This is a genomic window from Methylorubrum extorquens, assembly GCF_024169925.1.
Classification (GTDB): domain Bacteria; phylum Pseudomonadota; class Alphaproteobacteria; order Rhizobiales; family Beijerinckiaceae; genus Methylobacterium; species Methylobacterium extorquens_A.
In genome coordinates, this window is record NZ_JALJXF010000001.1 from 377,665 (window position 1) to 401,842 (window position 24,178).

Here is a 24,178-nt window from a genome sequence, read left to right on the forward strand (position 1 = left end):
CCCGATGGACGAGACCGAGACCTCCGACGCGGCGCCCGAAACGGGCCCCGAGGCGAACCCCGAGCCCCGGCCGGAGCTTCCCCCCTTCGTTACGGCGTCACGGCCCGCGACCGACATCCGTGCCCGCATCCAGGAGGCCGGCGGCCTGTCGCTCGACCGGCTGCCGATGCTCAGCGTGGTGTTCGACCGCCTCGCCACCGCTTGCAGCGACGCGGCCAAGCACCTGGCCGCCTCCTCGGCGTTCTACTCCCTGAGCGGCGTCGAGAGTGGGCGCTTCGGCGAGTTCCTCGATGCCTACGACGCCAACGCGGTGGTCGGCATCTTCCAGGCGCCGGAATGGGACGGGCACGTCCTGGTCGGGCTCGACCGCGACTTCCTCTACACCATGGTCGAGGTTCTGTTCGGCTCCGACGGCTCCGAGCCGCCGGTGGAGGACGAGCGCACCTTCTCGGCGATCGAGCTGCGCATCGCGCAGATGGTGTTCGAGCAGGTCGGCAAGGCGCTCGAATCCTCCTTCGGCCTCGTCTCGCAGACCGCCTTCCGCCTGGAGCGGATGGAGACTCGGATGGAGTTCGCGGTGATCGGCCGGCGCTCCAACAAGGCGGTCCAGGCCAAGTTCCTGCTCCAGGCGCTCAACCGCGGCGGCGAGATGTTCCTCATCATCCCGCAGACGGTGTTGAACCCGCTGCGCCCGGCTCTCGGCAAGGTGCTGACCGGCGAATCCGCCGCCCGCGACCCGCGCTGGGCCGAGCAGATCGCGGCGGAGGTGCAAAAGACCACCGTGCGTCTGCGCGCCGTCCTCGAGGAGCGGCACCTGACGCTCGGCGAGATCGCCGGCCTCAAGGTCGGGCAGGTGCTGACCCTCGACGCGACGCCCGCGACGCGGATCAAGCTCGAGGGCAACGACCGGCCCCTCTTCTGGTGCCGGGCCGGCCAGTCGCAGGGCGCTTACGTCCTGCGGGTGGAAGAATCGATCAATCCGGAGAAGGAGGGCGGCCATGGGCTCCTTGGTTGACGGCGTGCTGCTCGTCGCGCTCGTGGTGACGAGCGCCTGCGTCGTGCCGATGTACCTGAAGCTCAAGCGCCTCGACCGGACCCAGGCCGAGTACGGCGCGGCGGTGGCCGCCTCCGGCGTGGCGCTGACCCAGGCCGGCGAGGCGGTGCGCTCCTTCAAGGAGGAGGGCCGCGAGGTTCTGGACGCCCTGAGCCTCAAGATCGAGGAGGCGCGGGCGACGCTCGACGCGCTGGAGGCGTCGCGCGCGGCCCTCGTCGCCGCGCGCTCGCAGAAGCCGTGAGCCGTCGTCGGCCTCAATCGTCGCTCTGCCCCTTGGCCTTCTCGACGATGGCGCCGGTCCGCGGATCGAGCTGAAGCTTGACGCTCCGGCCGTCCCGGACCGCCTTGGCCTTCCACACCCCGTCGTCGGCCTCGATGCTGCGCACCGTGCCGTAGCCGGCCTCCGACAGCTTCGTCAGCACTTGGTCGATCGGCATCCAGTCCTTTCCGGGCGTGTCGGCCTGTGCCGACGCCGCGACGAGGCCGGTGGCCAGCGTGGCGGCAAGAATGGTCTTGAAGGCGTTCATGGCGTTCGGGTCCTGTCGGGTGTCGTGATGCCTCCTTCTTTCACCGGACGACCCCCGCGAACCTGACGGAAGCCGTCAGTCAAATGTCAGCCGGGCCGGCCGCGCGGAGTGGGAAGCTTACGACATGCGGCGACAGCCTCGCGTCAGCCAAGCCGGCTAGACCCTCCTCACGCACGAAGCGGACCCGACGAGCCCGAGCGATGAGCAGCAGCCCCTTCCCCGCCACCGATCTCGCCGGCACCGAGCCTCGCGTCGGCGACGGGCGCAACCTCGATTCGATCCTACGCATCCCGGTGCTGATGCAGGTGGTGCTCGGTTCGGCAACCATGCCGGTGGCGGATCTGATGAAGCTCGGGCGCGGCGCCGTCGTCCCCCTCGATCACCGGGTCGGCGAGCCCGTGGACGTGATGGTCAACGGCCGGGTCATCGCGCGGGGCGAGATCGTGATCGTCGAGGAGGACAATTCCCGGTTCGGCGTGTCGCTGACCGAGGTGGTCGGCCCCTCCGCCACCGACCAGAACACCTGAGCCTCGGCGAGAGCGGGCCGCCATGTCTTCGAGCCCTCTGGCATCGAGCCCCGTCCCACCGGACGCCGTCTCCTCGGTCGCCATCGCGCCCCGTGCGGTGGCGACCCGGCGGCTCGACCCCGTCGATCAAGTGGCGGCGCTGCTGCTCGCCATGGGCAAGCCCGCGGCCGGGCGGCTCATCAAGTATTTCGAGCCGGACGAACTCAAGCGCATCACCCGCTCGGCCTCGCATCTCGGGGCGGTCAGCCCCGAGCAGCTCGACACGGTGGTCGAGAACTTCTCGTCCGAATTCTCCGCCGGCAACAGCCTGATCGGGACGGCGAGCGAGGTCGAGAAGCTGCTCACCGGCCTGCTGCCGGCCGACCAGATCGCCGACATCCTCGCCGACGTGCGCGGCAGCGCCACCCGCTCGGTGTGGGAGCGGCTCGGCACCGTGCAGGAGAGCGTGCTGGCGAGCTACCTCGTCAAGGAGCATCCGCAGACCGCCGCGCTGATCCTGTCGAAGGTGAAACCCGCCACCGCCGCCAAGGTGATGGGCCACCTGCCCGCGCCGGTGCGCAACACGGTGATGCGGCGGATGCTGAGCTTCAAGCCGATCGTCGACGACGTACTGCACGCGATCGAGAAGACGCTGCACGAGGACTTCATGATCAACGGCGCGCGCAATTCCGGCGCCGACACCCACGCCAAAATGGCCGACATCATCAACAAGATGGAGCGCCAGCAGATGGACGACGTGCTCACCAGCCTCGGCGAGTCGCGTCCGAAATCGGTCGAGATCCTGAAAGGCCTGCTCTTCACCTTCGACGACATCGTCAAGCTGGCGCCGCGCGCCCGCACCACTCTGTTCGATGCCGTCCCCAACGACCGTCTGGTGCTGGCACTGAAGGGCACGGAGGTCGAGTTCCGCACCACGGTGCTCAGTGCCCTCTCGGCGCGCGTGCGCCGCATGGTCGAGCACGAATTGAACGGCGGCGAGCCGGCGGCGCAGCGCGACGTGCTGGAGGCGCGCCGCACCATCACCGATCTGGCCATGGACATGGCCGGGCGCGGCGAGATCGAGATCAATCCGGGAGGCGAGGATGAAGCGCTCATCCGCTGATCCGCGCCCTCCCGTTCCGCTTGCGTATCGGCGGGGCTGATGCGTGTCGGACGAGGACAAGGAGAGCAAGACCGAAGCCGCCACCGAACGGCGGGTGCGCGAGGCGATCGAGAAGGGCGACATCCCGTTCTCACGCGAGGCGCCGGTCTTCGCCTCGACGCTCGGCCTGCTGATCGCGCTCGCCCTGTTCGCGCGGGGACAGGCGGCGCAGCTCGCAGGCGATTTCAAACCGCTCTTCGACGATCCGCGCGGCTTCTCCCTGGAGACCGGCGGCGACGCGATGCTGCTTCTCAGCCGCGTGGCGCTGGCGGCGGGCCGATTCCTGCTGCCGATCCTGCTGATCCTGGCGGTCTGCAGTCTCACCGCCTCACTCCTGCAAAACCTGCCGCGCTTCGTCCTCGACCGGATCACGCCGAAATGGTCGCGGGTGTCGCCGATGGCGGGTTTCGCGCGGATCTTCGGAACCTCGGGTCAAGTCGAGTTCCTGAAATCCCTCGTTAAATTCCTGTCGGTCAGTGTCGTCGCCCTTCTGCTCCTCCGCTCGGAGCGGACAAGAGCCGTGAACGCCATGTTCGTCGATCCGAGCCAACTGCCCGAACTGATCCTGACGGTCGCGATCCGTCTCGTCTCGGCGGTGGCCATCGCCACCATCGTGATCGTCGCGGGCGATCTCGTCTGGGCGCGGCTGCGCTGGCAGCGCTCGCTGCGGATGTCGCGCCAGGACATCAAGGACGAGCACAAGCAGACCGAGGGCGATCCGTCGGTGAAGGCCCGGCTGCGCTCGCTCGCCCAGGACCGCGCCCGCAACCGGATGCTCGCCAATGTCGACCGGGCGACCGTGATCATCGCCAACCCGACCCACTTCGCCGTGGCCCTGCGCTACGAGCCCAGCGAGAACCCGGCCCCCCTCGTGATCGCCAAGGGGCAGGATCTCATCGCGCTCCGTATCCGCGCGATCGCCGAGGAAAAAGGCATCGCCGTGATCGAGGACAAGCCTCTCGCAAGGTCGCTGTACGATGCTGTGCAGGTCGATCAGACGATTCCGGCAGAATTTTACCGCGCCGTGGCGCAGATCCTTTTCTTCCTTTTCGCGAGAGCCCGATGACCCCTCAGGTCCAACGTTTCGCGCCAGGACCGTCAGCCGTCCCGCACAGCCATGCGGCGGCCGAACAGATCTTCGCCGAGGCGCTGCGTGACTTCATCGCCGAGCTGTGCCTGCTCGACGGCGGGGTGCTCATCGGCTGGATCCGTGGCGAGCGGCACGGCAACATCGCCGACATCGTCTCGTCCTCCGCCGAATTGTTCTTCAAGGAATCGGTGCTGACCTACGCCGACGCGGCCGACGTGTGCCTCGATTGGGGCCGCTCCATGCAGGTGGTCCTCGATCTCGAATTCGCCGCCGAGCCGATGACGGTGTTCTTCAAGCTCGTGCTCGACGAGGTGTTCGCCGGCGTCGCGATCCAGCGCATCGTCGCGGAGGAGACGGATGCGCTCTCCCTCGAAGGCTTCGCCCACGCCCTCAGCCAAGCCCGGGTCGGCCACGCCTGAAGCGGCGCGAATGCCACGCGCCGCCGACGAACACCGCCCCTGTTTGGAAATGTGCATTTCAGTAGATTGACCCCCCCGCGGCCGCGCTTCATGAATTGGCTGCGGCAGCGTTTCGAAGCGTTGCGGAAGGCGGCGGAGACGGTCTTCCGGGAGCGCCCAAAACCTGCCCTCATCGCGGCGCAGTGGCAGGGCGATCCGGCGGGATCAGGGGAAGAGTCGTCGATGTATTTTCTGGTCGATCCGCGCGATACGGTGAACGCGGGTTACAAGGCCAGCTTCGAGCGTGAGGGCATCTCCTCGTTCGCGCTTATGCCCGAAGAGTTCCTGAGCTGGCTCCGGGCGGCCTCTCCCGCCGACCTCGAAGCGATCCAGGGCTTCCTCCTCGGGGATTTCGCGGAGCGGGCGAAATGCGCCAGCGTCATCCGCAAGCAGTCCCGCGCACCGATCATCGCGCTCGCCGACCTGCGCTCCCTCGAGCAGACCGTCGAACTGCTGGAAGCCGGCATCGACGACGTGCTGCCCAAGCCCGTCCATGTCCGCGAGATTTTGGCCCGCTCCGAGGCGATCTGGCGCCGGGTCAACGGCGCCGTCCAAGCCGGCGAGGCGGACGGCGAGACCGAGGGCGAGGCCAGGGCAGTGGACCGTCTCAAGGTCTTCCACGACGGGCGCGACCCCGAGATCGACGGCGTGCCGCTGTCCCTGCCGCGGCGGGAGCGGCACATCCTCGAATATCTCGTGCGCAACCGCGGGCGCCGGCTCACCAAGACCCAGGTCTTCAACGTGGTCTACGGCGTCTACAGCAACGGCGTCGAAGAGAGCGTGATCGAGGGCCATGTGAGCAAGCTGCGCAAGAAGCTCGCCGAGCGGCTCGGCCACGATCCGATCGAGGCCAAGCGCTACATGGGCTACACCTACGTCGGGTGAGCCCGGCTACTGGCAGAATGCCTTCGCGCCCGGCGTCCAGTTGCCGAAACCGGTGGCGACCATGTTGGTGATGACCCGGCAGACATAGACCTTCTGCGCCGGGTTGTTGTTCGGCCCGGCATGGTAGCGCGCCACGGCGAGCGTCCAGCTTCCCTCGCGCTCCTTCAACTCCTTCAGGAAGCGCGTCGCGTATTCGACGTTCTGGGCCGGGTCGATCATCGCCTCCAGCGAGGCGAACTTCGCGCGATGATAGTGATGGTTGATCTGCATGCAGCCGAGATCGACCAGGCGCACGCCCTCCCGCTGCGCCTGGGCGAGGCGCTGCATCACGTCGGCGGCGCCGCTGCCGAAATAGGCCTTGCCCCCGACATTCATGGCATAGGGCTGGAGCGAGCCGCGGTTGCCGCTCTCCGTCAGCCCGACCGCGTAGAGCATGCCGAGCGGCACGCCGTGCTTGGCCGCCGCCTGCGCCATCTGGCGCTCGCAGACACGGGAGGCGCCCGCCATCGCAGGACGGCTGGAGCCGCCTCGCGTCTCGCCGCCCAGCGCGCCCGTCTGTGCGGAGGCCGCTTCTGCGGCGCCCTCGGCGGCGGTGGAATGCGCGGCCGCCGCATTCGGGCCGGCGGCGCTAGAGATACAGGCTGCCGCGATCGCGCCCGCGAGAATCCGTCTCATGGTCCTGCTCCCCGGTGGGCATGTCGGTGGACTCGGCGGCCGCGTCCGCGCGGGGGGACGGGCGCCGGCCCGATTGATCGGGCGTCGCCGCGCCCGGCTGTCTGTCGTGCTGCCCGCCCTGCGATCCGGCGAAGGCCGCGAATCCCTGGCCGCGCGGCGCGGAATCGCCGGCTCCGGGGCCGCCTGCCTGAATCGTCACGGCTTCGGGCTCGTAGCCGGCCTCGCGCAGCAGGCCGGAGAGCAGCTCGCCCTCCTTGCGCAGGCGCTCGGCGGTCTCCTCGCGGCTGGTGCGCAGGCTCATCTCGAGCCGCCCATCCTGCAGACGCATCCGCACCAGCACCGAGCCGAGGTCGGCCGGATGGAGCTGGAGCGTGAGGATCTTCAGCGGCCCGGCCTCGGTCGAAGCCGGAACGGGGCGGGCCTGGCTCGCGGGCGCGGCCGGCAACTGGGCGGCGACCGCATCGACGATCTGACGCAGCGGCGAGGCGGGTACCGGAGCCGGCATGCCGGCCGTCTCCTGCGCAACGGGTTGCGCCAGCGGCATCTCCGGACGCGGCGCTTCGGGCATCGCCGCGTCGGTTTCGGCGCGCACGGGGCGCGCTACGCCTTCGTTGGCCTGCGGCTGCGGCACCGCCACGGTGGCCTGCTCCGGCGTGGTTTCGGGGCGTGCGATGACGGCCGGGCGATCCTGCCTCGAATCCGGGTCGCGTCGGGTCTGTCCCGGCGCGCCGAGTTGGGCGATGGCGGCCGGTTCGGTGAGGCTCGGGCTTTCCGGTCGATCGACGCGCGCGGCGTTGTCCGCTGTACCGGCCGGTTCGGCGCGATCGCTCCGCGGTGCCCCGCGGCCCGCGGGGCTTCGCAGGGCTTCGATGACGGTAGTCTGCACCGGGGCGGCTGCCGGCTGCCGAACGGCTTCGTCCGACGCCGGCGCAGGGCTCGGCACGGCAGGGGTGGCGGGGCGGTCGGGTTCTGGATCAGGCCCGGCCGGCCGCGCAGGCGTCGCGGCGGTCGGATCAGGCGAGGCCGGCGGCGCGGACGCCGTGGCGGCTAGGTCGGCCATGCCGGCCGGCGCCGCAGCCTTTGCCGCTTCACCCGGCGACGGTGCGCGCGGGGTGGCGGCCGGTGCGGTCGGCCCGTTCGCGGCGGCTTCCGGTGCCGGCCGATCGGATGGTGTGGCCGGATCGCGAACGTCGCTGTCAGCCGCCGGGAGCGGCATCGCTTCCGATCCTATCGCGCGCTGGCCATCCGGCCCACCGGCCGGCGGCATGATCGCATCGGCTGCCGTCGCGGTCCGCGCGGCGCCCGCAACGGGCGCCTTTTCCTGGTTCACGAGAGCGACCGGCGCGGCGCCGAAGCGGTCCGATGTCGGGACGGTCGGCGGCGCGGATGTCTCGCTCAAGCCCTGCCCGATGCCCGGTTCTGCCGGGGTTGCGACCCCGCGCGGCCGGACCGGCGCGAAATGCGTTTCCAGGCCGACCATCGACATTTGCAAGGCCGGTTCCGCCGGGGCCGGGCCGGGCCCCGATCCGGCGCGTAGGGCGGCCCGCTGCACCATGGCTTCCAGGCTGGCATCCGGGGGAGCCGCGATGGCCGGCGCCGCAGGACCGGTGAGCGCCATCAGCGCCTGCAAGGCCGAGCCGCCGACGTCGATGGTGATGGCGGGGGAAGCGTCGGCGGGGAGGGCAGGGGGCAGGTCCGCCCCGGCTTCGGCCGGTTCCGCCCCAACCTCTCCGGCCACTGACGGCCCTCTCTCGGCCGCCCCGGTCTCGGCTGTTCCGCCCTCCAATGCGCCGAGCATCGCCTCGAAGCCGGAGGGGACGTCCACGCGCGCATCCTCGCCCGCGGGCGCACGGCCGGCCTCGGGCTTCGGCCGCGTCAGAAGAAGGGTGTCGAGGGACCGCATCACGGGTCGATCGTCCGGTGGTTGGAGTGCGGGGAAATCTCAGGGAGTGCCGGTGGTGGCATCCATGGAACGCTCGGCCCGGGCCAGGGCCTCCTGCGCCCGCAGGAGCGAGCCGGATTCGGGGATCGGCCGGCTCGCCGAGGGCGGCGGGGCCGGGGTCGCCGCGGCGACGGGGGAGGGCGTGCGGATCTGCCGGGCGGTGGAGAGCGCGGCGTCGAGCAGGTCCGCGTCGGACGGGGCGAAATCGGCACGGTCGAGGCCGCGCAAGGCATCGTACCCTTCCTCGAAGCGTCCATCGGCCACGATCAGCGCCGCGCCGCGATAGAGCCGCGCCTGCGCTGCGGCTCGCGAATCCGGCGCGGCGAGCCCCATCGCCCGCTCGGCGGAAAACAGCGCGGTCTCGCGGCGGCCCTGTTCCAGCCCGGCGCGGGCTACCAGCAGGTAGAGGTCGCGCCGGCTCTCAGGCTCGATCTCGTCGAGCATCCGCTCCAGGCTGGCGATGCGGGTGCGGTCGCTGTCGAAGTCGAGGCGGGTGAGCGCGCCGGCGAAGCGCTGGCGGAAGTTGCCGGCATAGACCGAGCGGCGGAACCGGCGCAGGTACTGGATCGCCAGCGCCTCGAAGCGCCGCGCATCGCCGCCCTGCGCGACCACGAAGATCTGGCGGCGCAGCGCCCCTTCCTCGACCAGCGTGCCGGGCGCCAGAAGCCGGGCGAGGTCCAGGAGTTCGAGCGACTTGACCGGCGCGTCGCGCACCATCAGCGCCGATTGCGTCAGCGCGAGCTGCCCGGCGAGGCCCGCCGGCATCGTGCGCGGGTCGATGCCGGCCAGCTTGGCCCGCGCCTCTCGCTCGCGCCCTTCGAGATAGGCAAGTGCTCCGAGCGCCAGGGGCTGCTCCGCCTCCGGCACCTTGTTGGATCGGAGGATCGCCCGCAGGGCTCCCGGTCCGCCGCCCGCGAGCGCGAAGGTGACGGCGGCGCGCGCGTTTTCCGCCTCGGCCCAGGCCTCGGGATCGAGGGTGATCAGCCGCTGCTCGATATGGCCGAGGAGCTGGCGCTGCGCGACATGCGCCTGGGTCGAGCCGCTGGCGATGCGGTCCTGAAGGAGCTGGAGCGTGCGCGTCAGTTCGACCGGCAGGCCGTGCGCCTTCACCGGCAGCGGTTCGATCGGTTTCGCCGGAGCGCCGTGTCCGCCATGGTCGTCGGCGGCATGGTTTTCCGCGGGCGGCGCGTGGCCGTCGCCGTGCTCGGCGGCCATGGCCGGAACGAGGGCGAGGCAGAGAGTGAGGGCGGTCGCCGCGAGGGCGCGAGGCCGGGATGCTCTGTCCGTCGGCGTCGCGATCTTGGATTGCTTCGGCTTCGCCTCGCAATGACGGAAGGTGTGCCCTCCACCATCATTGCGAGCCGTCAGGCGAAGCCATCCAGCGCCGCGACGGTCCCCGACGTCGCTCGCGACGACGGCCGAGCGACTCGACCGCGCTAGGGACTCCCGAAAAGAAGTCATTCCGGCAGGCCCCGCAGCAGGATCTCGATGCGGCGGTTCTCGGCGGCCTTCGGGTTGGCGGCGATGCGGGGCTGGCGGTCGGCATAGCCCTCGATGCGGTCGATGCGGGCCTCGTCGAGGCCGCCGCGCACGAGCATGTAGGAGGCCATCTGCGCCCGCGCCGAGGACAGGCGCCAGTTGTCGTAGGTCTCCGAGCGGAACGGGCGGCCGTCGGTATGGCCGCGCACGACGACGCGGCCGGGGCGGCTGTTGAGGATCTTGGCGATGCGCTCCAGCGCCTTGACCACCTTGGGTGTCGGTTCGGCCGAGCCGATCCCGAACATGCTGAAATTGATCTCGTCGGTGATGCTGATGAGCACGCCTTCGCCGGTCCGGCGCACCTCGACCTGCGGGGCGGGCGCGCCGTTGGGCAGCGACGGCACGGCCCGCGCGATCTCGGCCTTCAGAGCCGAGAGCGCCGCGGTCTCGGCCGCTTTCGCGGTTTGATCCGCCCCCGCCGCCAGTTCCTTCGCAGCAGGCGTCTCGGCTTTTGCCAGCAGCGTCGGTTCGGGCGGGGCCGTCTTGAGTTCGGGCGGGGACGTGTGCGGTGCCGTCTCGGACGGTGGCTTGGCGGCCTCGGCGCTTGGAACCGCCAGCGGCATCGGCTCGGCCGAGGCAAGCTTGACGCCGGCCTGCCGCATGGCCTCGTTCAGGCTCTGGCGGGCGACGTCCTTGGCCGATTCCTTCGGCAAATCCTTGGGTTTGGGGCCGGTGATCTGTGCACGCGCGTCGAGGCGGGCCTCGGCCGGCGCGGCGGCAGCCGTGTCGAGGGCGCCGGGATTGTCCGTGCGGCGACGCGGCAGGGCGGCGACCTGCCAGTAGAGCGGGTCGAACGGGTCGCGCCCGGTCTCGCCGCCGGCCACGCCCGGCTGTCCGGCCTCAACCGCGGAGGCATCCGCGCTCGCGGCCTCCGGCCCGGCGGCCTCGGCCTCCGCGGCGAGTTTGGCGAGCACCGCGTAAGGATCCTGGAACAGGGCGGATTCACGGGCGCGGCTGCCCGGCGCGCCGGCCGCGTCGCCCTTGCCCTCGGCGTTGCCCCCATCGCCCTTGCCCTTGCCGGAGGGGGCGGGATCATTGGGCGTGTCCTGCGGGTCGTTCACGCCCTTGCGGTCGTGGGTGACCTCGGCGAGCTTCACCGGGTTGAAGTACTCGGCGATGGTCTGTTTCTGCTCCTTGCTGGTGGAGTTGATCAGCCACATCACCAGGAACAGCGCCATCATCGCCGTCATGAAGTCGGCGAGCGCGATCTTCCAGGCGCCGCCGTGATGGCCGTCCTCGTGGTCGCCGTGGCGCTTGATGATGATGATTTCTTGGGCGTGGTCCGACATCTTACGCCTCCGCGATCGCGGCGGTGATCAGGCGGCTCCAGGCCGCGAGTTCGGTCTCGATCACGGTCTCGCCCGCGCGCACCGTCACCTCCGGCCCCTCGGCCGCTTCGAAAGCGATTCCGGCCGCACCGCCGAGCCGTGCGGCGAGCGCCGCGATCAGGTCGTCCGGCCCGCGCACCTGCACCACCGCCTGCTGCGGCTCGGCCAGGATGCGCTTGAGGGCGGCGCCGAGTTCATCCAGCGCCTGCCGTTGCAGCGCCTGACCCAGGACCGGCGCGATCAGCCGCGCGACCCGGTCCGATAGCGTAGCGTCGAGCGCCTGCATGGCCGCGACGAAGCCTTGCGCCAGGGCCTCGCCCTGCGCCTCGGTCCAGTCGCGGCGGGCCTGCGCCAATCCTTCCTCGAAGAGAGCCTGCTGCGCCGCGCGTTCGAGCGCGGCCTGCGACGACCACTCTTCCATCGCCTCGGCTCGGCCCTGCTCGCGCCCGCGCGCCTCGGCGGCGGCGATCAGCGCCTCGCGATCCTCTGCCGGCCGCAGGGCCGCCGCGGCGGCACGGGGCAGGAAGGGTTCGAGTTCGGCCTGGATCTCGACCGGCTCCGGTGCGGACGGCTCCACGACGGCGGCGGGCGCGCGGAACCATGCTCCCGAAAAATCCGGCTCGCCGGCGAGTGCTACGGGCGGCGGGGGAGGAGCGGAAAAGTCCGGCAGGTAGCGTGCGAGAACCGCGTCCATCACGCCGCCTCCTCACGCATGAGCCAGCGCTTGAGCACGGCCGCGACCTGCTCCTCGTCGATGTCGATGAGCTGCTCCAGCCGCTTCTGCGGCGAGCGCGCCATCTTGTCCTCCAGTTCCTCCAGCAGGCCGGCGACGCCCGGCGCGGGGAGCTTGGCCGCCTCGCTGGATCCGGGAGGCGCTGCACCCGGTGCGGCGAGCGCCATCGTGCCGTCGGCCGCCATACCGGCGGCAAGCGCTGGCGCGCCCTCGGGGCCGGCGAGCGCCGCGACCTCGCTCTGAGCGGTCTCGGGCGTTGCCAGGATCGCGCGAAGCGCCGGGCGCAGGCCGAACCAGATCAGCAGGCCTGCCACGACGAGGATCGTCGCCGCGTTGATGAGCGTGCCGGACTGCTTCATCATCACGTCGGTGAGCGAGAGCGGCGGCACCGGCTCCATCGCCTGGCCGTCGTTGACGAAGCCGACCGCCGCGACCTTGATCGTGTCGCCGCGCTCCTTGCTGAAGCCCGCGGCCGAGCCGACCAGCTCCTCGATCTCGGCAATCTGCCGGTCCAGGCTCGCCTTGTCGTCGGGCCCGGCGAGCGCGGTCAGCCGCGAGCGGTTGACCAGCACCGCGACCGAGAGGCGGCGGATGGCGTAGCCGTCACTCACCGTCTGGACCGTCTTCTGGGAGATCTCGTAATTGGTGAGATCCTCCTTCTTCGAGGTTTCGTTGCTCGACTGGTCGTTGCCGTCCGAGCGTGTGCGCTGGTCGGGCAGGTTCTCCTGCGCGCTGGTCGGGCGCTGGCTGTTGCGGTTCTGCGCGTTCTCGCTCTCGCGCACCGACCGCACCGAGCGCTCCACCCGCTGGTCGGGGTTGAAGATCGTCTCGTTGGTTGAAGTCTTGTCGGTGTTGAGCTGGGTCGCGACGCTGATCTCGAAATTGCCGACGCCGAGATAGGGCGCGAGGGTGCGGCGGATGTTGTCCTGCATCTCGCGGCTTACGGACTTCTCCAGCGTCGCCATCTTGCCGGTGGGCGCCGTGCCGGCATCGTCGCCCGCCATCAGCACCGTGCCCTCCGAACCGATCACGGTGACGCGGTCGGGCTTCATGCCGGGAATCGCCGAGGCGACGAGCTGGCGGATCGCCTGCGCGCCCGACACGTCGTCGGCGGGCTCGGTGCGCACCACAACGGAGGCCGAGGCCGGCTGCTGGTCGCGGCGGAACGAGCCGCGGTCGGGAAGCACGAGGTGGACGCGGGCGGCGCGCACGCCCTTCATGCCCTGAATGGTGCGGGCGATCTCGCCTTCGAGCGCCCGCACGCGGGTCACTTCCTGCATGAACGAGGTCATGCCGAGCGAGCCGAGATCGTTGAACAGCTCGTAGCCGGACTTGGAGCTCTGCGGCAGGCCCTTCTCGGCCAGCAGCATCCGCGCCTGCGCGGTATGGCCGAAGGAGACGAGCACGGCGGTGCCGTCGGACGACACGTCGAACGGGATGCCGTTGTCCTTGAGCACGCCGCCGATGCGCGACACGTCCTCACGCGAGAGGCCCGTATAGAGCATCTCCTGCGCCGGGCGGCTCAGGTAGTAGGCGCCGACACCGACGCCGAGAAACACTAGAAGGCCGACCAGCCCGAGGGCGATCAGCCGCCTCGCGCCGAGATCGACGATGTTGCTCCACAATCTCTCGGCTTGCTCGCGACCGAACATCCCTGGACCAATCCCGCCCGCGACCTGACACGCGTCGCCAGCTTGAATGAGGGCTCACCCTTGCGCGGGGATTGCGGCGCGACAGGTTGGCGTCGGTGCTGGGAGCCCTTGATGATCGAGGATGGTTCGGACGAGGACTGGATGGCGCGGGCCCGGCCGCTCGGCCCGTTGCTCTGCGATGCCGCCTTCCGCATCGCCGACAGCCTCTCCATCGGCCCCGAGAACGACATCGGCCCGGCCGATTGGGAGCGTCTGCGGGTGCCCCTCGACGCGGCCGACCTGCCGTGCCGTGTCCCGCGTCTGGCGGCGACGCTCGACCTGCCGGGCCGCGAGGCCGCGCTCGCCGCCCATTACGGGAGGCTGATCGCCACGACGCGCCGTCACGGCAAGCCCACGGCCCTGGCGCAGCCGTTTCCGTACTTCTCGGTCACGCCGCTGATGCTGGAGGACGGCCAGCCGGTCGTTTCCTTCCCCTGGACCGACGACGTGCCGCAGACCGCCGCCTTCCTCAGGGCGCTCGCCGATGCGGGGCCCGACGGCGTGGTCTGGGACGCGATCGACCAGGGCTGGTTCCTCCGCATCCTCGTTCGCGACGGAACACTCTTCATCGCCGAGGGCGATCCGGACGAGGGGGCGGACGTCGTGGTCCGCGGCGACGCGGGAGCGGTCGCCGCTCAGGCTGCGGCGGCCTTGGCGCGTCTGAGCGGCCTGCACGCAGGTCTGATCCGGGTGTTCGGGCGCGATTTCTGGTCCTATCACGGCTGACCGCGGCCAGGACGCCGATCTCGTTCGGCCTGAATCACCGGATCAGAAGAACGACCGCACCAACCCGCTGACCAGCAGATTCCAGCCGTCGATCAGGATGAAGAACAGCACCTTGAACGGCAGCGAGATCACGGTGGGCGGCAGCATCATCATGCCCATCGACATCACGATGGTGGAGACGATGATGTCGATGACGAGGAAGGGCAGCACGATCAGGAAGCCGATCTCGAAGCCCCGGCGCAGCTCGGAGATCATGAAGGCCGGTATCAGGATGCGCAGGTCGATCTTCTCGCCGGCCTCGGCCTTGGGGAAATTGCGGCTCGCCAAGTCCGTGAAGGTCTGAAGATCCTTCGGGCGCACGTGCTGGGTCATGAATTCGCGGAACGGCTCGACGATCTTGTTGAGGGCCTCCTCCTCGCCGATGCGGTTTTCCTGGAGCGGCTTCACGCCCTCGTTCCAGGCGCGGTCGAAGGTCGGCGCCATCACGTAGAAGGTCATGAACAGGGCGAGCGAGACGAGGAACAGGTTGGCTGGCGTGCTCTGGAGGCCGAGCCCCGAGCGCAGGAACGAGAACGCGACGGCAAAGCGCGTGAAGCTCGTCACCATCACGAGCAGGCCCGGCGCCAGCGACAGCACGGTGAGCAGCGCGACGAGCTGGATGATGCGCCCGGACGCCGCCCCGTTGCCGGGCGGCAGCAGCGCGTCGAGGCCCGGCACGCCGGTGACGCCGCCGGGCGAGGCCCCCTGCGCCATCGCGGCGGAGGCGGTGAGGCCGGCGGCCACCGCAAGGCCGGCGGTGACGAGGATCGCGCGCGCCATCCTCACTGGACCACCAGCGATTCGACGATGAGTTCGCGCACCGCCCCCTTGGTGCGGGTCGCCACGCGCTCGTTGAGGTCTTCGCGCAGGTGCTGGAGGCCGTGCGCGCCCTCGATCTGCGCCATGGAGAGCGTGCGCAGGTAGGCCAGCGCGTCGGCGCGGATCTCGGCCAGCGTCACGTCGGGATTGGGCAGTGCACCGGTCTTGAAGACGACGGAGGATTCGATCCGCACCCAGGAATCGGTCGGCTCGGCGAGGTTGGCCACCACCGAGCCGACGCTGCGCAGGGACAGGTCGCCGGTGTAGTTGAGCACCTTCACGGCCTTGCCGGCCTCCTCGCGCTGCTTCAGGTCGACCGACTTTTCGACGCTGCCGAGCAGGTAGACGCCGAGCCCGCCCCCGGTGCCGACGGCGACCAGCGTGACGAGGGCGAGCGCCCCGATCCAGCCCTTGCCGCCCTTCTTGGAGTCCTTGGCGTCCGCCATCTCGATTCTCCTGGGTTCGCTCTCAGCGCTTCGCGGTGAGAGCGTTTCGCCGCATCGGCGGCGGCGCGCGGTCGCGCTTGTCGCGAACGAAGCCGTTCGCGCAGCCGCGCTCGGGGCACGTCGTCAGAACGGCGCCACGGTCTCGAAGACCCGCTGGCCCAGGCTCGGGCCCTGCACGTCGGTGATGCGCCCGCGCCCGCCGTATGAGATGCGCGCCTCGGCGATCTTGTCGTAGTCGATGGTGTTCTTGCGCGAGATGTCCCGCGGGCGGACGATGCCGGCGACTTCGAGCACGCGGACCTCGTTGTTGACCCGCACTTCCTGCGAGCCCGAGATCAGCACGTTGCCGTTGGGCAGCACCTCGGTGACCACCGCCGCGACGGAGAGGCTGAGCGATTCCTTGCGGTCGATCGAGCCCTGGCCCTTGGTCTCGGTGCCGGAGCGGATGCCGGTATCGGCGGTGGCCGTATCCTTGAGCGCCGAGACGCCGTAGCCGAAATCGAAGCCGAGGCTGCTCTTCTGGCTGCGTCCGCGCTCGCTCGCGTTGTCGAACTGCGCCTTGTCGTTGATGGCGATGCTGACCGTGATGACGTCGCCGACGTCGCGGGCGCGTGGATCCTGATAGAGCGCGGCGCTCGCCGGGCTCCAGGTCGAATGGTAGCTGTGGCGCGGGCCAAGCGCGCCGAAGGAGGTCGGCAGCGGCTCGCGAGGCGCGTTGAGGCCGGTGCCGATCGGCGTCAGCAGCGGCGGGCGGCCGAGGCGGTCGAGATCGCTCTGGCAGGCGCCGAGCGAGAGGGCCAGCACGGCCGCGGCGGCGGAGGAGGGGCGCATCACGACCTCTGGTTCTTCTTGACGGCCGGAGCGGTCGCATCCTTGCGGCCGGTCTCCGACATCGCACGGGCGAGACCGGCGGCACGGGCCGCCTCCATCTCGGAGAGGATGGCGCTGGCAGCTCTTGCGTTGAGCTTGGTCAGCAGCGCGGCGGCGGCTTCGTCGGGCATGTTGGCGAGCTGGAGCGCCGCCGCGTCGGGCCGCATCTTGGCGTAGACCGCGACCACACTCTCGTCGGCCTTGGCCAGGAACTCGTTGCGGCGCTTGAGCCACGCCTCGTACTCAGCCCGCTTCTCTTCGAGCAGCTTGATGCGCTCCTCGACCTGCCGCTCCATGGTCGCGAGCTGCTCCTTCTGCCATGCGAAGCGGGCATCGGCGGCGGCATCCGCGATGTTGGCGCAGTAGCCGGACTTGGCCGGCTCCTTGGCGACGAAGTCCTGGGCCGAGACCTCCTTCGGCGCGTCGCGGACGGCGAGCGCCCGCATCGCGGCGTCCTTGGCCGGGTCGGCATGCTCGCCGCCGGCTGCGAACGCCGGCGCGGCCGCGAGACAGAAGAAGAGTGCGATCGCGGATCTCATGCGGGGTCCGGATGCGGGCTGCGTCTCCCCCTTGCCGGGGAGAGGGAGAGGGGGAGCGGCGGCGGCCGGATCGATTCGAGACCCGATCATTGCACCACAAGCTCCGCCTGGAGGGCGCCGGCGGTCTTCACCGCCTGCAGGATCGCGATGATGTCGGTGGGCTTCAGCCCGACCTGATTGAGGCCGCGCACCAGCGTCTGGAGATCGGACCCGCCGAGGATGGCGAGCTTGCCGCGCTCCTCCCGCGCCGACACCTCCGTGCGCGGCACCACCGTGGTCTGGCCGTTGGAGAAGGGTTCGGGCTGCGACACTTCCGGCGCCTCGGTGACGCGGACCGTGAGGTTGCCGTGGGTGACCGCGACGGTGGAGATCGTCACGTTGCGCCCGATCACGACGGTACCGGTGCGCTGGTCCACGACGACGCGGGCCGGCGTGTCGGGCTGGATCGTCAGGTCCCCGATCTGCGCCACGAGCCGGGTCTGGGCCATCTGGCGCCCGCGCATCACCACCACCGCGCGCTGGTCCCGCGCGCTGGCGATGCGACGGCCGAAGGCGCCGAGCGACCACGCATTGATCGCGTCGGCGATCTGGGTCGCGGTCTTGAAGTCGGGGTTCTTCAGCTCGAACACGAGTTCGGGCAGATCGCGGAAGGTGCCGGGCACCTCGCGCTCGATCATCGCCCCGTTGGGGATGCGGCCCGCCGTCGGCACCCCTTGCGTCAACTGCTCGGCCTGGCCCTGCACCGAGAAGCCGGAGACCGCGAGCGGCCCTTGCGCCGCCGCGTAGACGAGGCCGTCGCCGCCGGTGAGCGAGGTCATCAGCAGGGTGCCGCCGCGCAGCGACGTGGCGTCGCCCATGGAGGTCACGGTGACGTCGATGCGCGAGCCGGTGCCGGTATAGGGCGGCAGATCGGCGGTCACCATCACGGCGGCGATGTTGCGGGTGCGCAGGCGGGCGTCGCGCACGTTGATGCCGAGCCGGTCGAGCAGCGATTGCAGCGATTGCTCGGTGAACTGCGCGTTGCGCAGGGTGTCGCCGGTGCCCTGGAGCCCGGTGACGAGGCCGTAGCCGAAGAGCTGGTTGTCGCGCACGCCCTTAAGCGTGGCGATGTCCTTGATGCGGGTGCCGCCCGCCCGGGCCGAACCCGTCATCGCGGCAAAGCCGAGGCCGGTGAGCAGGCCGAGCAGCACCGCCAGGATCAGACGGCGATGCATTGGCTGCATTGCCGTCTGCCCGCGCGACGGCGCGGCGGCGGGCGTCCGCCGTGCGCGGCGATCACGACCGAAGGTCGGGATCGCTGCCAAGAGGTACGAGCCCCGGCGGGTCATTGCGCGCCGATCCGGATGCGGCCGTCGGCCATGACGGTGCCGAGGATGATGCGGTTGGTGTCGGTGTTGCGCACGCGGATCGTCTCGCCGAGGCCGCCGTTCTGGAGCGGCGCTCCGACCGCGGTGATGACGAGGCCGTTCTCCTCGAAGATCATCTGCGTCGGCGCGCCCCGGCTCACGAGGCGGGGATCGTCCACGGCGTTGACCGGCACCGGCTCACCCGGCAGCAGCATCCGCCGCGCGACCCGGCCGGCGATCGCCGCCGAGGCATCGATGACGGCCGTGCGCGCCCGGTAGGTCGCGGGATAGGCCTGCATCCGCAGCATCGATTCCTTGATCGTATCGCCGGGATAGATCGTGACGGTCGGCACCGGCAGCATGAGTTCGGCATTCGCCATGCCCTCGACGGCCTGCGCCGGGGCGATGGGTTGTGACGAACCGACGGCGAGGGCGGCCAGCACGAGGCCGCGGACGAAGGTCTTGCGGGGCATGGGGGATCGCGCCGAAGGAGGAGGGGAGGCCGCGGGAGAGAGCGTCGCGCGTGTCAGCGGATGCCCTTGGAGACCGTTCCGGCCATCTCGTCGGCGGCCTGAATCACCTTGGAGTTCATCTCGAAGGCGCGCTGGGCCGTGATGAGGCTGGTGATCTCTTTCACCGGATCGACGTTGGAGCCTTCGAGATAGCCCTGCTGCAGCTTGCCGTAGCTCACGTCGCCGGGGTTGCCGACCACCGGCGCGCCGGAGGCCGGGGTCTCGCGGTAGAGGCCGTTGCCGAGCGGTTCGAGGCCGGAATCGTTGGCGAAGTTGGCGAGCGTCAACTGGCCGACGTTCTGTAGCGCCACCTGACCGTCGATCTTGGCGAAGACCTGACCGGACTCGTTGATCGTCACCTGCGTGGTGTTCTGCGGAATCAGGATCGCCGGATCGACGGCGTAGCCTTCCATGGTCACGAGCTGGCCGGCGTTGTTCTTGTTGAACGAGCCGGCGCGGGTGTAGTTGATCTCGCCCGCCGGGCTGGTGATCTGGAAGTAGCCGCGCCCGTTCACAGCCAGATCGAGCTGGTTGCCGGTGTTGGCGAGCGACCCCTGCCGGTGCAGGTTGCGGATCGCGGCGGCGCGCACGCCGAGGCCCAGCATCGCGCCCTCCGGCACCGCCTCCTGGCCCGCTTGGTTCGGCACGCCCTGCTGCCGCTCGGCCTGGTAGAGCAGATCGGTGAACTCGGCCCGCGCGCCCTTGAACCCGGTGGTGTTCAGGTTGGCGATGTTGTTGGCGATGACTTCGAGGTTGAGCTGCTGGGCGGACATGCCCGTGGCGGCGATGGCGAGCGCGCGCATGGCGTCTAGCTTCCTTGAATGGCCGATCAGATCGGCATGCGGCTGAGTTCGAGGTAGGCGGCGACCACCTTGTCGCGGATCGCCACCACGGTCTGGAGGCTCTGCTCGGCGGACATCACCGCCTCGACCACCTGCTGGGCGGTGGCCTTGCCCTGGATGCCGGAGATCGCCGTGGCCTCGCCGCTGCGCAGCGCATCGCGGGCGCTCGACGCGACCTGGGCCATCACGTCACCGAAATCGGTGGGCGCCGTCGGGGCGGTCCCGGCGATGCCCGAGAGGGCGGCCGGGCTGAACACGGCCTTCTGGGTCGGCGCGGCCCCGGCGAAGGAGGTGCCGGCGACCTTGTCGAAGGCGGCGAGCGAGTTGAGGGCTTCGATCATCGCGGGCGGCTCTTCAGGACTTCAGGAGATCGATGACGCTGGCGACCATGGCCCGGGCCTGTTTGATGACCTGGAGGTTCGCCTCGTAGGAGCGGTTGGCCTCGCGCATGTCGGCCATCTCGACGAGCATGTTCACGTTGGGTAGCTTGACGTTGCCGTTCGCATCCGCCGCCGGGCTGGCGGGGTCGTGCTCGGTGCGGAACGGGGCGTCGTCGGTGCCGATCTCGCGCAGGCGCACCGAGGCGATGCCCGCCGCCCGATCGAGTTCGGCCCGGAACGTCACCGTCTTGCGGGCATAGGGGTCGGCGCCCGGCGTCGCGCCGGTCGATTGCGCGTTGGCGAGGTTCTCGGAGACGACCCGCATGCGCAGCGACTGCGCTTCGAGGCCGGCGCTCGCGAGCCGCGAGGCGGAGAGCAGGGGATCGATCATGCGCCGCCCCTCACCGCGGCCATCAGCATGCGGTGGAACGACTTCACCACCGCCGTGTCGAGGTTATGCTGGCGCGAGACGTCGCCGGCCTTGAGCATCTCCTGCTCCAGGCTGACCGCGCTCGACGATTGCAGCACTTCCCAGGTCTCGGCGGACTTGGCCTCGCGCACGGGAATGCGGTTGCCCTGCGTCTCCATGTGGCTCGTGGCGGTCGAGGCCATGTCGAGCCCGGTCCTGGCCAGAACCTGGGCAAAGGGCACGACGTCTCGCGCCTTGTAGCCGGGGGTGTTCGCGTTCGCGACGTTTCCGGCGATGGTGGCCTGCCGCGTCGCGAGGTGGCGCGCGTGCTGCGAGGCGAGGTCGAACAGGTAGACGCCCGTCGTCATGGCAACGCCCCCATCCCAAGGGCCTCTGGAGAAACGCGGGATGCCGGCGCACCCGGACGGTGGAGCCCGCGTCGGATGGGAGGTTTAGGTAGGCAATCTTGCACGAGGCTGGCTCGCGCCTTGACACGGCCGATCCCCGAGGTAGCGCCTGCGGGTGATGGACCAGATCGATGAGCGGGCCGCTGCGGCCGTCTCCGACGGCGAGGGCGCAGCGTCCCGGCTGCCGGCCGCTTCACGCTATGCCGGGGGCGCCGGGCCGGGCGGACGCGAGGGGCTGCACCGCATCGCGCCCAACAACCGCTTCGCGCGGATAGCGTTGAACTTTTCCGGTCTGTCACCCGGCACCTGGGCCTGCCTGCAATTCGGTCTGGCCTTCAATGCGGACGAGGCGGCGGCCCTGGCCGTCGATGCCGCCGCGGCCGGCTTCGACTTCCTGGCGGCGGACGGCTCCAGCCTCGATCTCGACCACGTGCCGGGGCTGGCCCGCAGCCTGCTCGATCCGCATGTCGCCTGGATTCCGGGGCCGGCCCTCCTCGGTGCGGAGCCGTTCCGCATCGCCTTCCTCGTGCCCGATCAGGCGACCGGCGTCAGCGTCACCCTGCGCTCGTGGCGCAACACCCGCGACGTCACCGTGGCCGACCCTGTGCTGCGCCTCGGCGAACCCGATCCGGCGCCGGCGCCGCGTCGGCGTACGCTATCCGGCGAGGGGCTGCATTTCGACTACGCGCTTGCCGAGGACGTCGCCCTAGTGCTGCGCGGCCAGATCTTCGCCGCGCGGGCCGACGATCATGCCGCGCGGGTGCGGCTCGTCTACCGTGACGCGGCGGGCGCGGAGATCGCGCCGCCCTATGCCAACGCGGTCTCCGTGCCGGGCCTCGGTGCGGTCATCAACCTCTCGGCCCAGCCGCAGGCGCGCCGCTTCACCCTGACCCTGCGTCCGCCGCCCGGTGCCGCCACGGTCGCGCTCGATTTCGGCGTGTGGGAGGATGCGCAGAGCGCCGCGGAGAGCGAGTTGATCGGTCTGCCCGAACTCGCGCTCGAAGACGATTTCCGCCTCGAAAGCCTCTGCGACGACGACATCCTCGATGCGCCGGCTTTCCTCGCCCGCCTTGCCGACCGGCTCGGCCTGCCCGAAGGCGTGCCCGCGTCGTGGCGGGCGGGTTCCGATACGGGGGCCGCGCCGATCCTCGCCCAGGCCCGCGAGCGGCGCGCCGGGCCGGATCGGAGTGCGCGGATCGAAGGCGAGAGCGTCGTCCTGGCTCTAGCCGGCCTGCCCGATTGGACGTTGCCGCAAGCGCCGGATTGGCGCGAGGATCCGTTCCGCTCGGTGGCGTGGCGCCTCGCCTATCAGTCGCTGGCCTGGCTGCTGTCGCTGGCAGCCCTTCCGGACGGTGCGGCCCGCGCCCGGACGATCGCCGCCGCTTGGTCGCGGGCCAATCCGTGGAGTCAGCCGGCGGACGGCCTGAGCCTGCACCCGGCGGCCCTGGCGCCGCGCGGCGACGTGCTGGCGAGCCTGCTCGCGGGCGGCCACGAGCCCGCCCGCGCCGAGATTGCCGCGGAGGCCGCGCGGCAGGGCTTCGCGCTCGCCGAGATCGTCGGGCAAAACACCCTCGCGCGGGCTCTGCACGGGATCCAGGCGGCGGCGGCTCTGCTTGCCGTCGCGCGGGCGCTGCCCGGCTTCGCCTTCGCCCCTCACTGGGATTCTCTGGCGCGCGACAGCCTCACCCACGGCTTCGATGCGCTGCTGTCGGAGGCGGGCGCGTTCACCGATGCCGCCCCGGTGCGGCGCCTCGATCTCCTGAGCCACGGACAGGCGATCGCGGATGCGCTCGGCGAGACCGAGCCCGGCCCGACGATCCGCCGCCGCGTCGACGCGGCTTTGCCCGGCCTCGCCGGACTGATCGATCGCGGCGGACGGCTGCCGCCCTTCGGCGATGCCCCCGCCGGCCTCGATCACGCCGCCTGGATCGCTCGGCTCTCCTCGCGGGATCCTTCTCAGAGCTACGACCTCGTCGCGGAGCGCGAAGCGGCGCCCGTTCCCGAGGGTCGCACCGCCGGCATGTTGGCGCTCCGCCACGATGGGATGGAGCAGGGCTGGGGCCATTTCGCCCTCACCCACGCCGTGCAATCACCGCACGGGCATCGCGACTGCACCTCCTTCACCTTCGCCACCGGCTCGCGGCGCTGGATCGTGGAGGGGGGCGGTGCCGAGGGCGTCGAGGTCGGCCCGGCGCGCCACTACCTGCTCTCGCCCCGCGCTCACAACGTCGCCATCCCCGACGGGTGCGAGCCAGTCGCCGGTTCGGGGAGGTTGGATGCCCGCTTCACGCTCGATGGTGCCCAGGTCCTGACGGTCTCCACCACCGTACACGGGCCCGACTACGCCCATGCGCGCCTCTTCCTCGTGCTCGACGACCTGAGGGGGATGGCCGTGATCGACCGATTCGCGCGGGTGGGGCCATCGCTGTCGTTCGAGGGGTTGCTGCATCTGCCCCCCGACGCCCTTGTCGCGCTTTCCAGCCCCCGTCGGGCGCTCGCCCAGCAGGAGGGGCGGCGGCTCGAATTCTTCGCGATTCCGCTGAAGGGGCAGGCGGCCGGGTTGGAGGTCGCCATCGGCCGCAGCGACCGGCCGCACGCGATGCAAGGATTTTGCGCGACGGGAACGGGCGGGCTGAGGCCGGCGCCGGTGCTGCGCTACGCGTTCACCGGCCGCGACACGGTCTGCGGCGGTGTCGTCGTCGCCGCGGATGCGGAGGCGGAGCAGCGGCTGGTCCGGCTCATCGCCGACGGCGCGGTGCGGCGGTGGGTGGAGGCGTAAGTGCCGGCTGGATGCGCCGGCACTCGGGAGTTGCCAGGGGTCAGAACCCGGCGCCGATGACGGCGACGGCTCGGTCGATCGACAGATAGAACACGCCGAAGGCCACCATCGCCGCGGCGGCGAATTCGAGGGTCTGGTTCGGCAGGGTCTGGAAACGGCGCATGGTCTCGCGGCCGAAATAGGCGGAGGCCCAGGCCAGGGTCAGGACCGCCGGCATCACGAACAGGTAGGACAGCGTGCTCTCGATCCGCATCGGATCGGTCGGGTCGATCAGCGCGCGGATGTTGCGCACCCACGGCGCGGAAGCCGCTGCGTAGAGCGTCGTCAGCCACGCGAGGCCGACCGCCACGCCGAGGTGGAAGGTGAACAGGCGATGCAGGCGCGAGAAGTCGTCGCGCGCGTCGTCGAGCGTCATCCGGCAAGCCCCCAATGTGTCCGGCCGCTGATTCTTGTCCGATCCGGCCATGAACCAGG

General features: G+C 70.6%; 27 protein-coding genes. 9 read left to right on the forward strand and 18 right to left on the reverse strand.

The genetic code is table 11. The features are described 5' to 3' along the window. Window positions 1–4: 4 nt before the first annotated feature. Together J2W78_RS01845 and J2W78_RS01850 are read left to right on the forward strand one after the other, a co-directional pair. Window positions 5–1,015, forward strand: coding sequence for a flagellar motor switch protein FliM (locus J2W78_RS01845; RefSeq protein ID WP_253367523.1), 1,011 nt, complete (start codon window positions 5–7; stop codon window positions 1,013–1,015). Next, window positions 999–1,295, forward strand: a complete 297-nt coding sequence (locus J2W78_RS01850) for a hypothetical protein (protein ID WP_253367524.1) — start codon at window positions 999–1,001, stop codon at window positions 1,293–1,295. Before J2W78_RS01845 ends, J2W78_RS01850 begins: the two co-directional genes overlap by 17 nt. A 13-nt stretch (window positions 1,296–1,308) precedes the next feature. Here J2W78_RS01850 and J2W78_RS01855 read toward each other — a convergent pair whose 3' ends face one another. After that, window positions 1,309–1,581, reverse strand: a complete 273-nt coding sequence (locus tag J2W78_RS01855) for a PepSY domain-containing protein (protein WP_253367526.1) — start codon at window positions 1,579–1,581, stop codon at window positions 1,309–1,311. Between the two features lie 200 nt (window positions 1,582–1,781). On the opposite strand from J2W78_RS01855, the gene fliN reads away from it, so the two are divergent. The 5 genes from fliN (at window position 1,782) to J2W78_RS01880 (ending at window position 5,682) form a co-directional block, all read left to right on the forward strand. Beyond that, a complete protein-coding gene (fliN, locus tag J2W78_RS01860; RefSeq protein ID WP_253367528.1) occupies window positions 1,782–2,108 on the forward strand; it encodes a flagellar motor switch protein FliN in 327 nt (108 codons plus the stop codon). Between the two features lie 22 nt (window positions 2,109–2,130). Next, on the forward strand, window positions 2,131–3,210 hold the full coding sequence (locus J2W78_RS01865; protein WP_253367529.1) for a flagellar motor switch protein FliG: 1,080 nt from the start codon (window positions 2,131–2,133) through the stop codon (window positions 3,208–3,210). Window positions 3,211–3,253: 43 nt separating this feature from the next. After that, window positions 3,254–4,315 carry a flagellar biosynthesis protein FlhB gene (flhB, locus tag J2W78_RS01870; RefSeq protein ID WP_253367531.1) on the forward strand — a complete coding sequence of 354 codons (1,062 nt, stop codon included), beginning with the start codon at window positions 3,254–3,256 and terminating at the stop codon, window positions 4,313–4,315. Then, complete coding sequence (locus tag J2W78_RS01875) at window positions 4,312–4,758, forward strand: hypothetical protein (protein ID WP_253367533.1); 447 nt, start codon at window positions 4,312–4,314, stop codon at window positions 4,756–4,758. The genes flhB and J2W78_RS01875 overlap by 4 nt, the downstream gene beginning before the upstream one ends. A 222-nt stretch (window positions 4,759–4,980) precedes the next feature. After that, window positions 4,981–5,682, forward strand: coding sequence for a response regulator transcription factor (locus J2W78_RS01880; RefSeq protein WP_253367535.1), 702 nt, complete (start codon window positions 4,981–4,983; stop codon window positions 5,680–5,682). Window positions 5,683–5,688: 6 nt separating this feature from the next. Here the strand turns inward: J2W78_RS01880 and J2W78_RS01885 are convergent, their stop codons facing one another. From J2W78_RS01885 to fliF, 6 genes are read right to left on the reverse strand one after another with little or no spacing between them, the layout of a single operon-like run. Further along, window positions 5,689–6,357 (reverse strand): transglycosylase SLT domain-containing protein, encoded by a 669-nt coding sequence (locus J2W78_RS01885; protein WP_253367537.1) that lies wholly within the window; start codon window positions 6,355–6,357, stop codon window positions 5,689–5,691. Next, window positions 6,311–8,260, reverse strand: a complete 1,950-nt coding sequence (locus J2W78_RS01890) for a flagellar hook-length control protein FliK (RefSeq protein WP_253367544.1) — start codon at window positions 8,258–8,260, stop codon at window positions 6,311–6,313. The genes J2W78_RS01885 and J2W78_RS01890 overlap by 47 nt, the downstream gene beginning before the upstream one ends. Window positions 8,261–8,299: 39 nt before the next feature. After that, window positions 8,300–9,760, reverse strand: coding sequence for a chemotaxis protein (locus J2W78_RS01895; RefSeq protein ID WP_301288503.1), 1,461 nt, complete (start codon window positions 9,758–9,760; stop codon window positions 8,300–8,302). After that, window positions 9,757–11,127, reverse strand: a complete 1,371-nt coding sequence (locus J2W78_RS01900; RefSeq protein ID WP_253367548.1) for a MotB family protein — start codon at window positions 11,125–11,127, stop codon at window positions 9,757–9,759. Before J2W78_RS01900 ends, J2W78_RS01895 begins: the two co-directional genes overlap by 4 nt. A 1-nt stretch (window position 11,128) precedes the next feature. Next, on the reverse strand, window positions 11,129–11,860 hold the full coding sequence (locus J2W78_RS01905; RefSeq protein WP_253367555.1) for a hypothetical protein: 732 nt from the start codon (window positions 11,858–11,860) through the stop codon (window positions 11,129–11,131). Further along, complete coding sequence (gene fliF / locus J2W78_RS01910; RefSeq protein ID WP_253367557.1) at window positions 11,860–13,551, reverse strand: flagellar basal-body MS-ring/collar protein FliF; 1,692 nt, start codon at window positions 13,549–13,551, stop codon at window positions 11,860–11,862. Before fliF ends, J2W78_RS01905 begins: the two co-directional genes overlap by 1 nt. Before the next feature lie 111 nt (window positions 13,552–13,662). Between fliF and J2W78_RS01915 the strand changes: the two genes are divergently transcribed. Next, window positions 13,663–14,316 carry a hypothetical protein gene (locus J2W78_RS01915; protein WP_253367559.1) on the forward strand — a complete coding sequence of 218 codons (654 nt, stop codon included), beginning with the start codon at window positions 13,663–13,665 and terminating at the stop codon, window positions 14,314–14,316. A 42-nt stretch (window positions 14,317–14,358) separates the two neighbouring features. On the opposite strand, the gene fliP is transcribed toward J2W78_RS01915, so the two are convergent. From fliP to flgB, 10 genes are all read right to left on the reverse strand, one after another. After that, window positions 14,359–15,141 (reverse strand): flagellar type III secretion system pore protein FliP, encoded by a 783-nt coding sequence (gene fliP, locus J2W78_RS01920; RefSeq protein ID WP_253367561.1) that lies wholly within the window; start codon window positions 15,139–15,141, stop codon window positions 14,359–14,361. Beyond that, window positions 15,138–15,620 (reverse strand): flagellar basal body-associated FliL family protein, encoded by a 483-nt coding sequence (locus J2W78_RS01925; protein WP_253367563.1) that lies wholly within the window; start codon window positions 15,618–15,620, stop codon window positions 15,138–15,140. Before J2W78_RS01925 ends, fliP begins: the two co-directional genes overlap by 4 nt. A 123-nt stretch (window positions 15,621–15,743) precedes the next feature. Next, on the reverse strand, window positions 15,744–16,451 hold the full coding sequence (gene flgH, locus J2W78_RS01930) for a flagellar basal body L-ring protein FlgH (protein ID WP_253367565.1): 708 nt from the start codon (window positions 16,449–16,451) through the stop codon (window positions 15,744–15,746). Further along, window positions 16,451–17,029 (reverse strand): MotE family protein, encoded by a 579-nt coding sequence (locus tag J2W78_RS01935; protein WP_253367567.1) that lies wholly within the window; start codon window positions 17,027–17,029, stop codon window positions 16,451–16,453. The genes flgH and J2W78_RS01935 overlap by 1 nt, the downstream gene beginning before the upstream one ends. An 86-nt stretch (window positions 17,030–17,115) precedes the next feature. Beyond that, the gene (gene flgI, locus J2W78_RS01940) at window positions 17,116–18,243 is read right to left on the reverse strand and encodes a flagellar basal body P-ring protein FlgI (RefSeq protein WP_253367569.1); all 1,128 of its coding nucleotides are present in this window, start codon (window positions 18,241–18,243) and stop codon (window positions 17,116–17,118) included. A 110-nt stretch (window positions 18,244–18,353) separates the two neighbouring features. Continuing rightward, window positions 18,354–18,848 carry a flagellar basal body P-ring formation chaperone FlgA gene (gene flgA / locus J2W78_RS01945; protein WP_253367571.1) on the reverse strand — a complete coding sequence of 165 codons (495 nt, stop codon included), beginning with the start codon at window positions 18,846–18,848 and terminating at the stop codon, window positions 18,354–18,356. Window positions 18,849–18,901: 53 nt separating this feature from the next. Further along, window positions 18,902–19,690, reverse strand: coding sequence for a flagellar basal-body rod protein FlgG (gene flgG, locus J2W78_RS01950; protein ID WP_253367573.1), 789 nt, complete (start codon window positions 19,688–19,690; stop codon window positions 18,902–18,904). A 26-nt stretch (window positions 19,691–19,716) separates the two neighbouring features. Continuing rightward, the gene (locus J2W78_RS01955; RefSeq protein WP_253367575.1) at window positions 19,717–20,070 is read right to left on the reverse strand and encodes a flagellar hook-basal body complex protein FliE; all 354 of its coding nucleotides are present in this window, start codon (window positions 20,068–20,070) and stop codon (window positions 19,717–19,719) included. 13 nt (window positions 20,071–20,083) lie between these two features. Beyond that, window positions 20,084–20,500 (reverse strand): flagellar basal body rod protein FlgC, encoded by a 417-nt coding sequence (flgC, locus tag J2W78_RS01960; protein WP_253367576.1) that lies wholly within the window; start codon window positions 20,498–20,500, stop codon window positions 20,084–20,086. After that, a complete protein-coding gene (flgB, locus tag J2W78_RS01965) occupies window positions 20,497–20,886 on the reverse strand; it encodes a flagellar basal body rod protein FlgB (protein WP_253367578.1) in 390 nt (129 codons plus the stop codon). The genes flgC and flgB overlap by 4 nt, the downstream gene beginning before the upstream one ends. A gap of 157 nt (window positions 20,887–21,043) precedes the next feature. Between flgB and J2W78_RS01970 the strand changes: the two genes are divergently transcribed. Continuing rightward, the gene (locus J2W78_RS01970) at window positions 21,044–23,704 is read left to right on the forward strand and encodes a heparinase II/III domain-containing protein (protein ID WP_253367582.1); all 2,661 of its coding nucleotides are present in this window, start codon (window positions 21,044–21,046) and stop codon (window positions 23,702–23,704) included. 40 nt (window positions 23,705–23,744) lie between these two features. Here the strand turns inward: J2W78_RS01970 and J2W78_RS01975 are convergent, their stop codons facing one another. Next, window positions 23,745–24,119, reverse strand: a complete 375-nt coding sequence (locus J2W78_RS01975) for a hypothetical protein (protein ID WP_056498551.1) — start codon at window positions 24,117–24,119, stop codon at window positions 23,745–23,747. Between the last annotated feature and the right edge of the window lie 59 nt (window positions 24,120–24,178).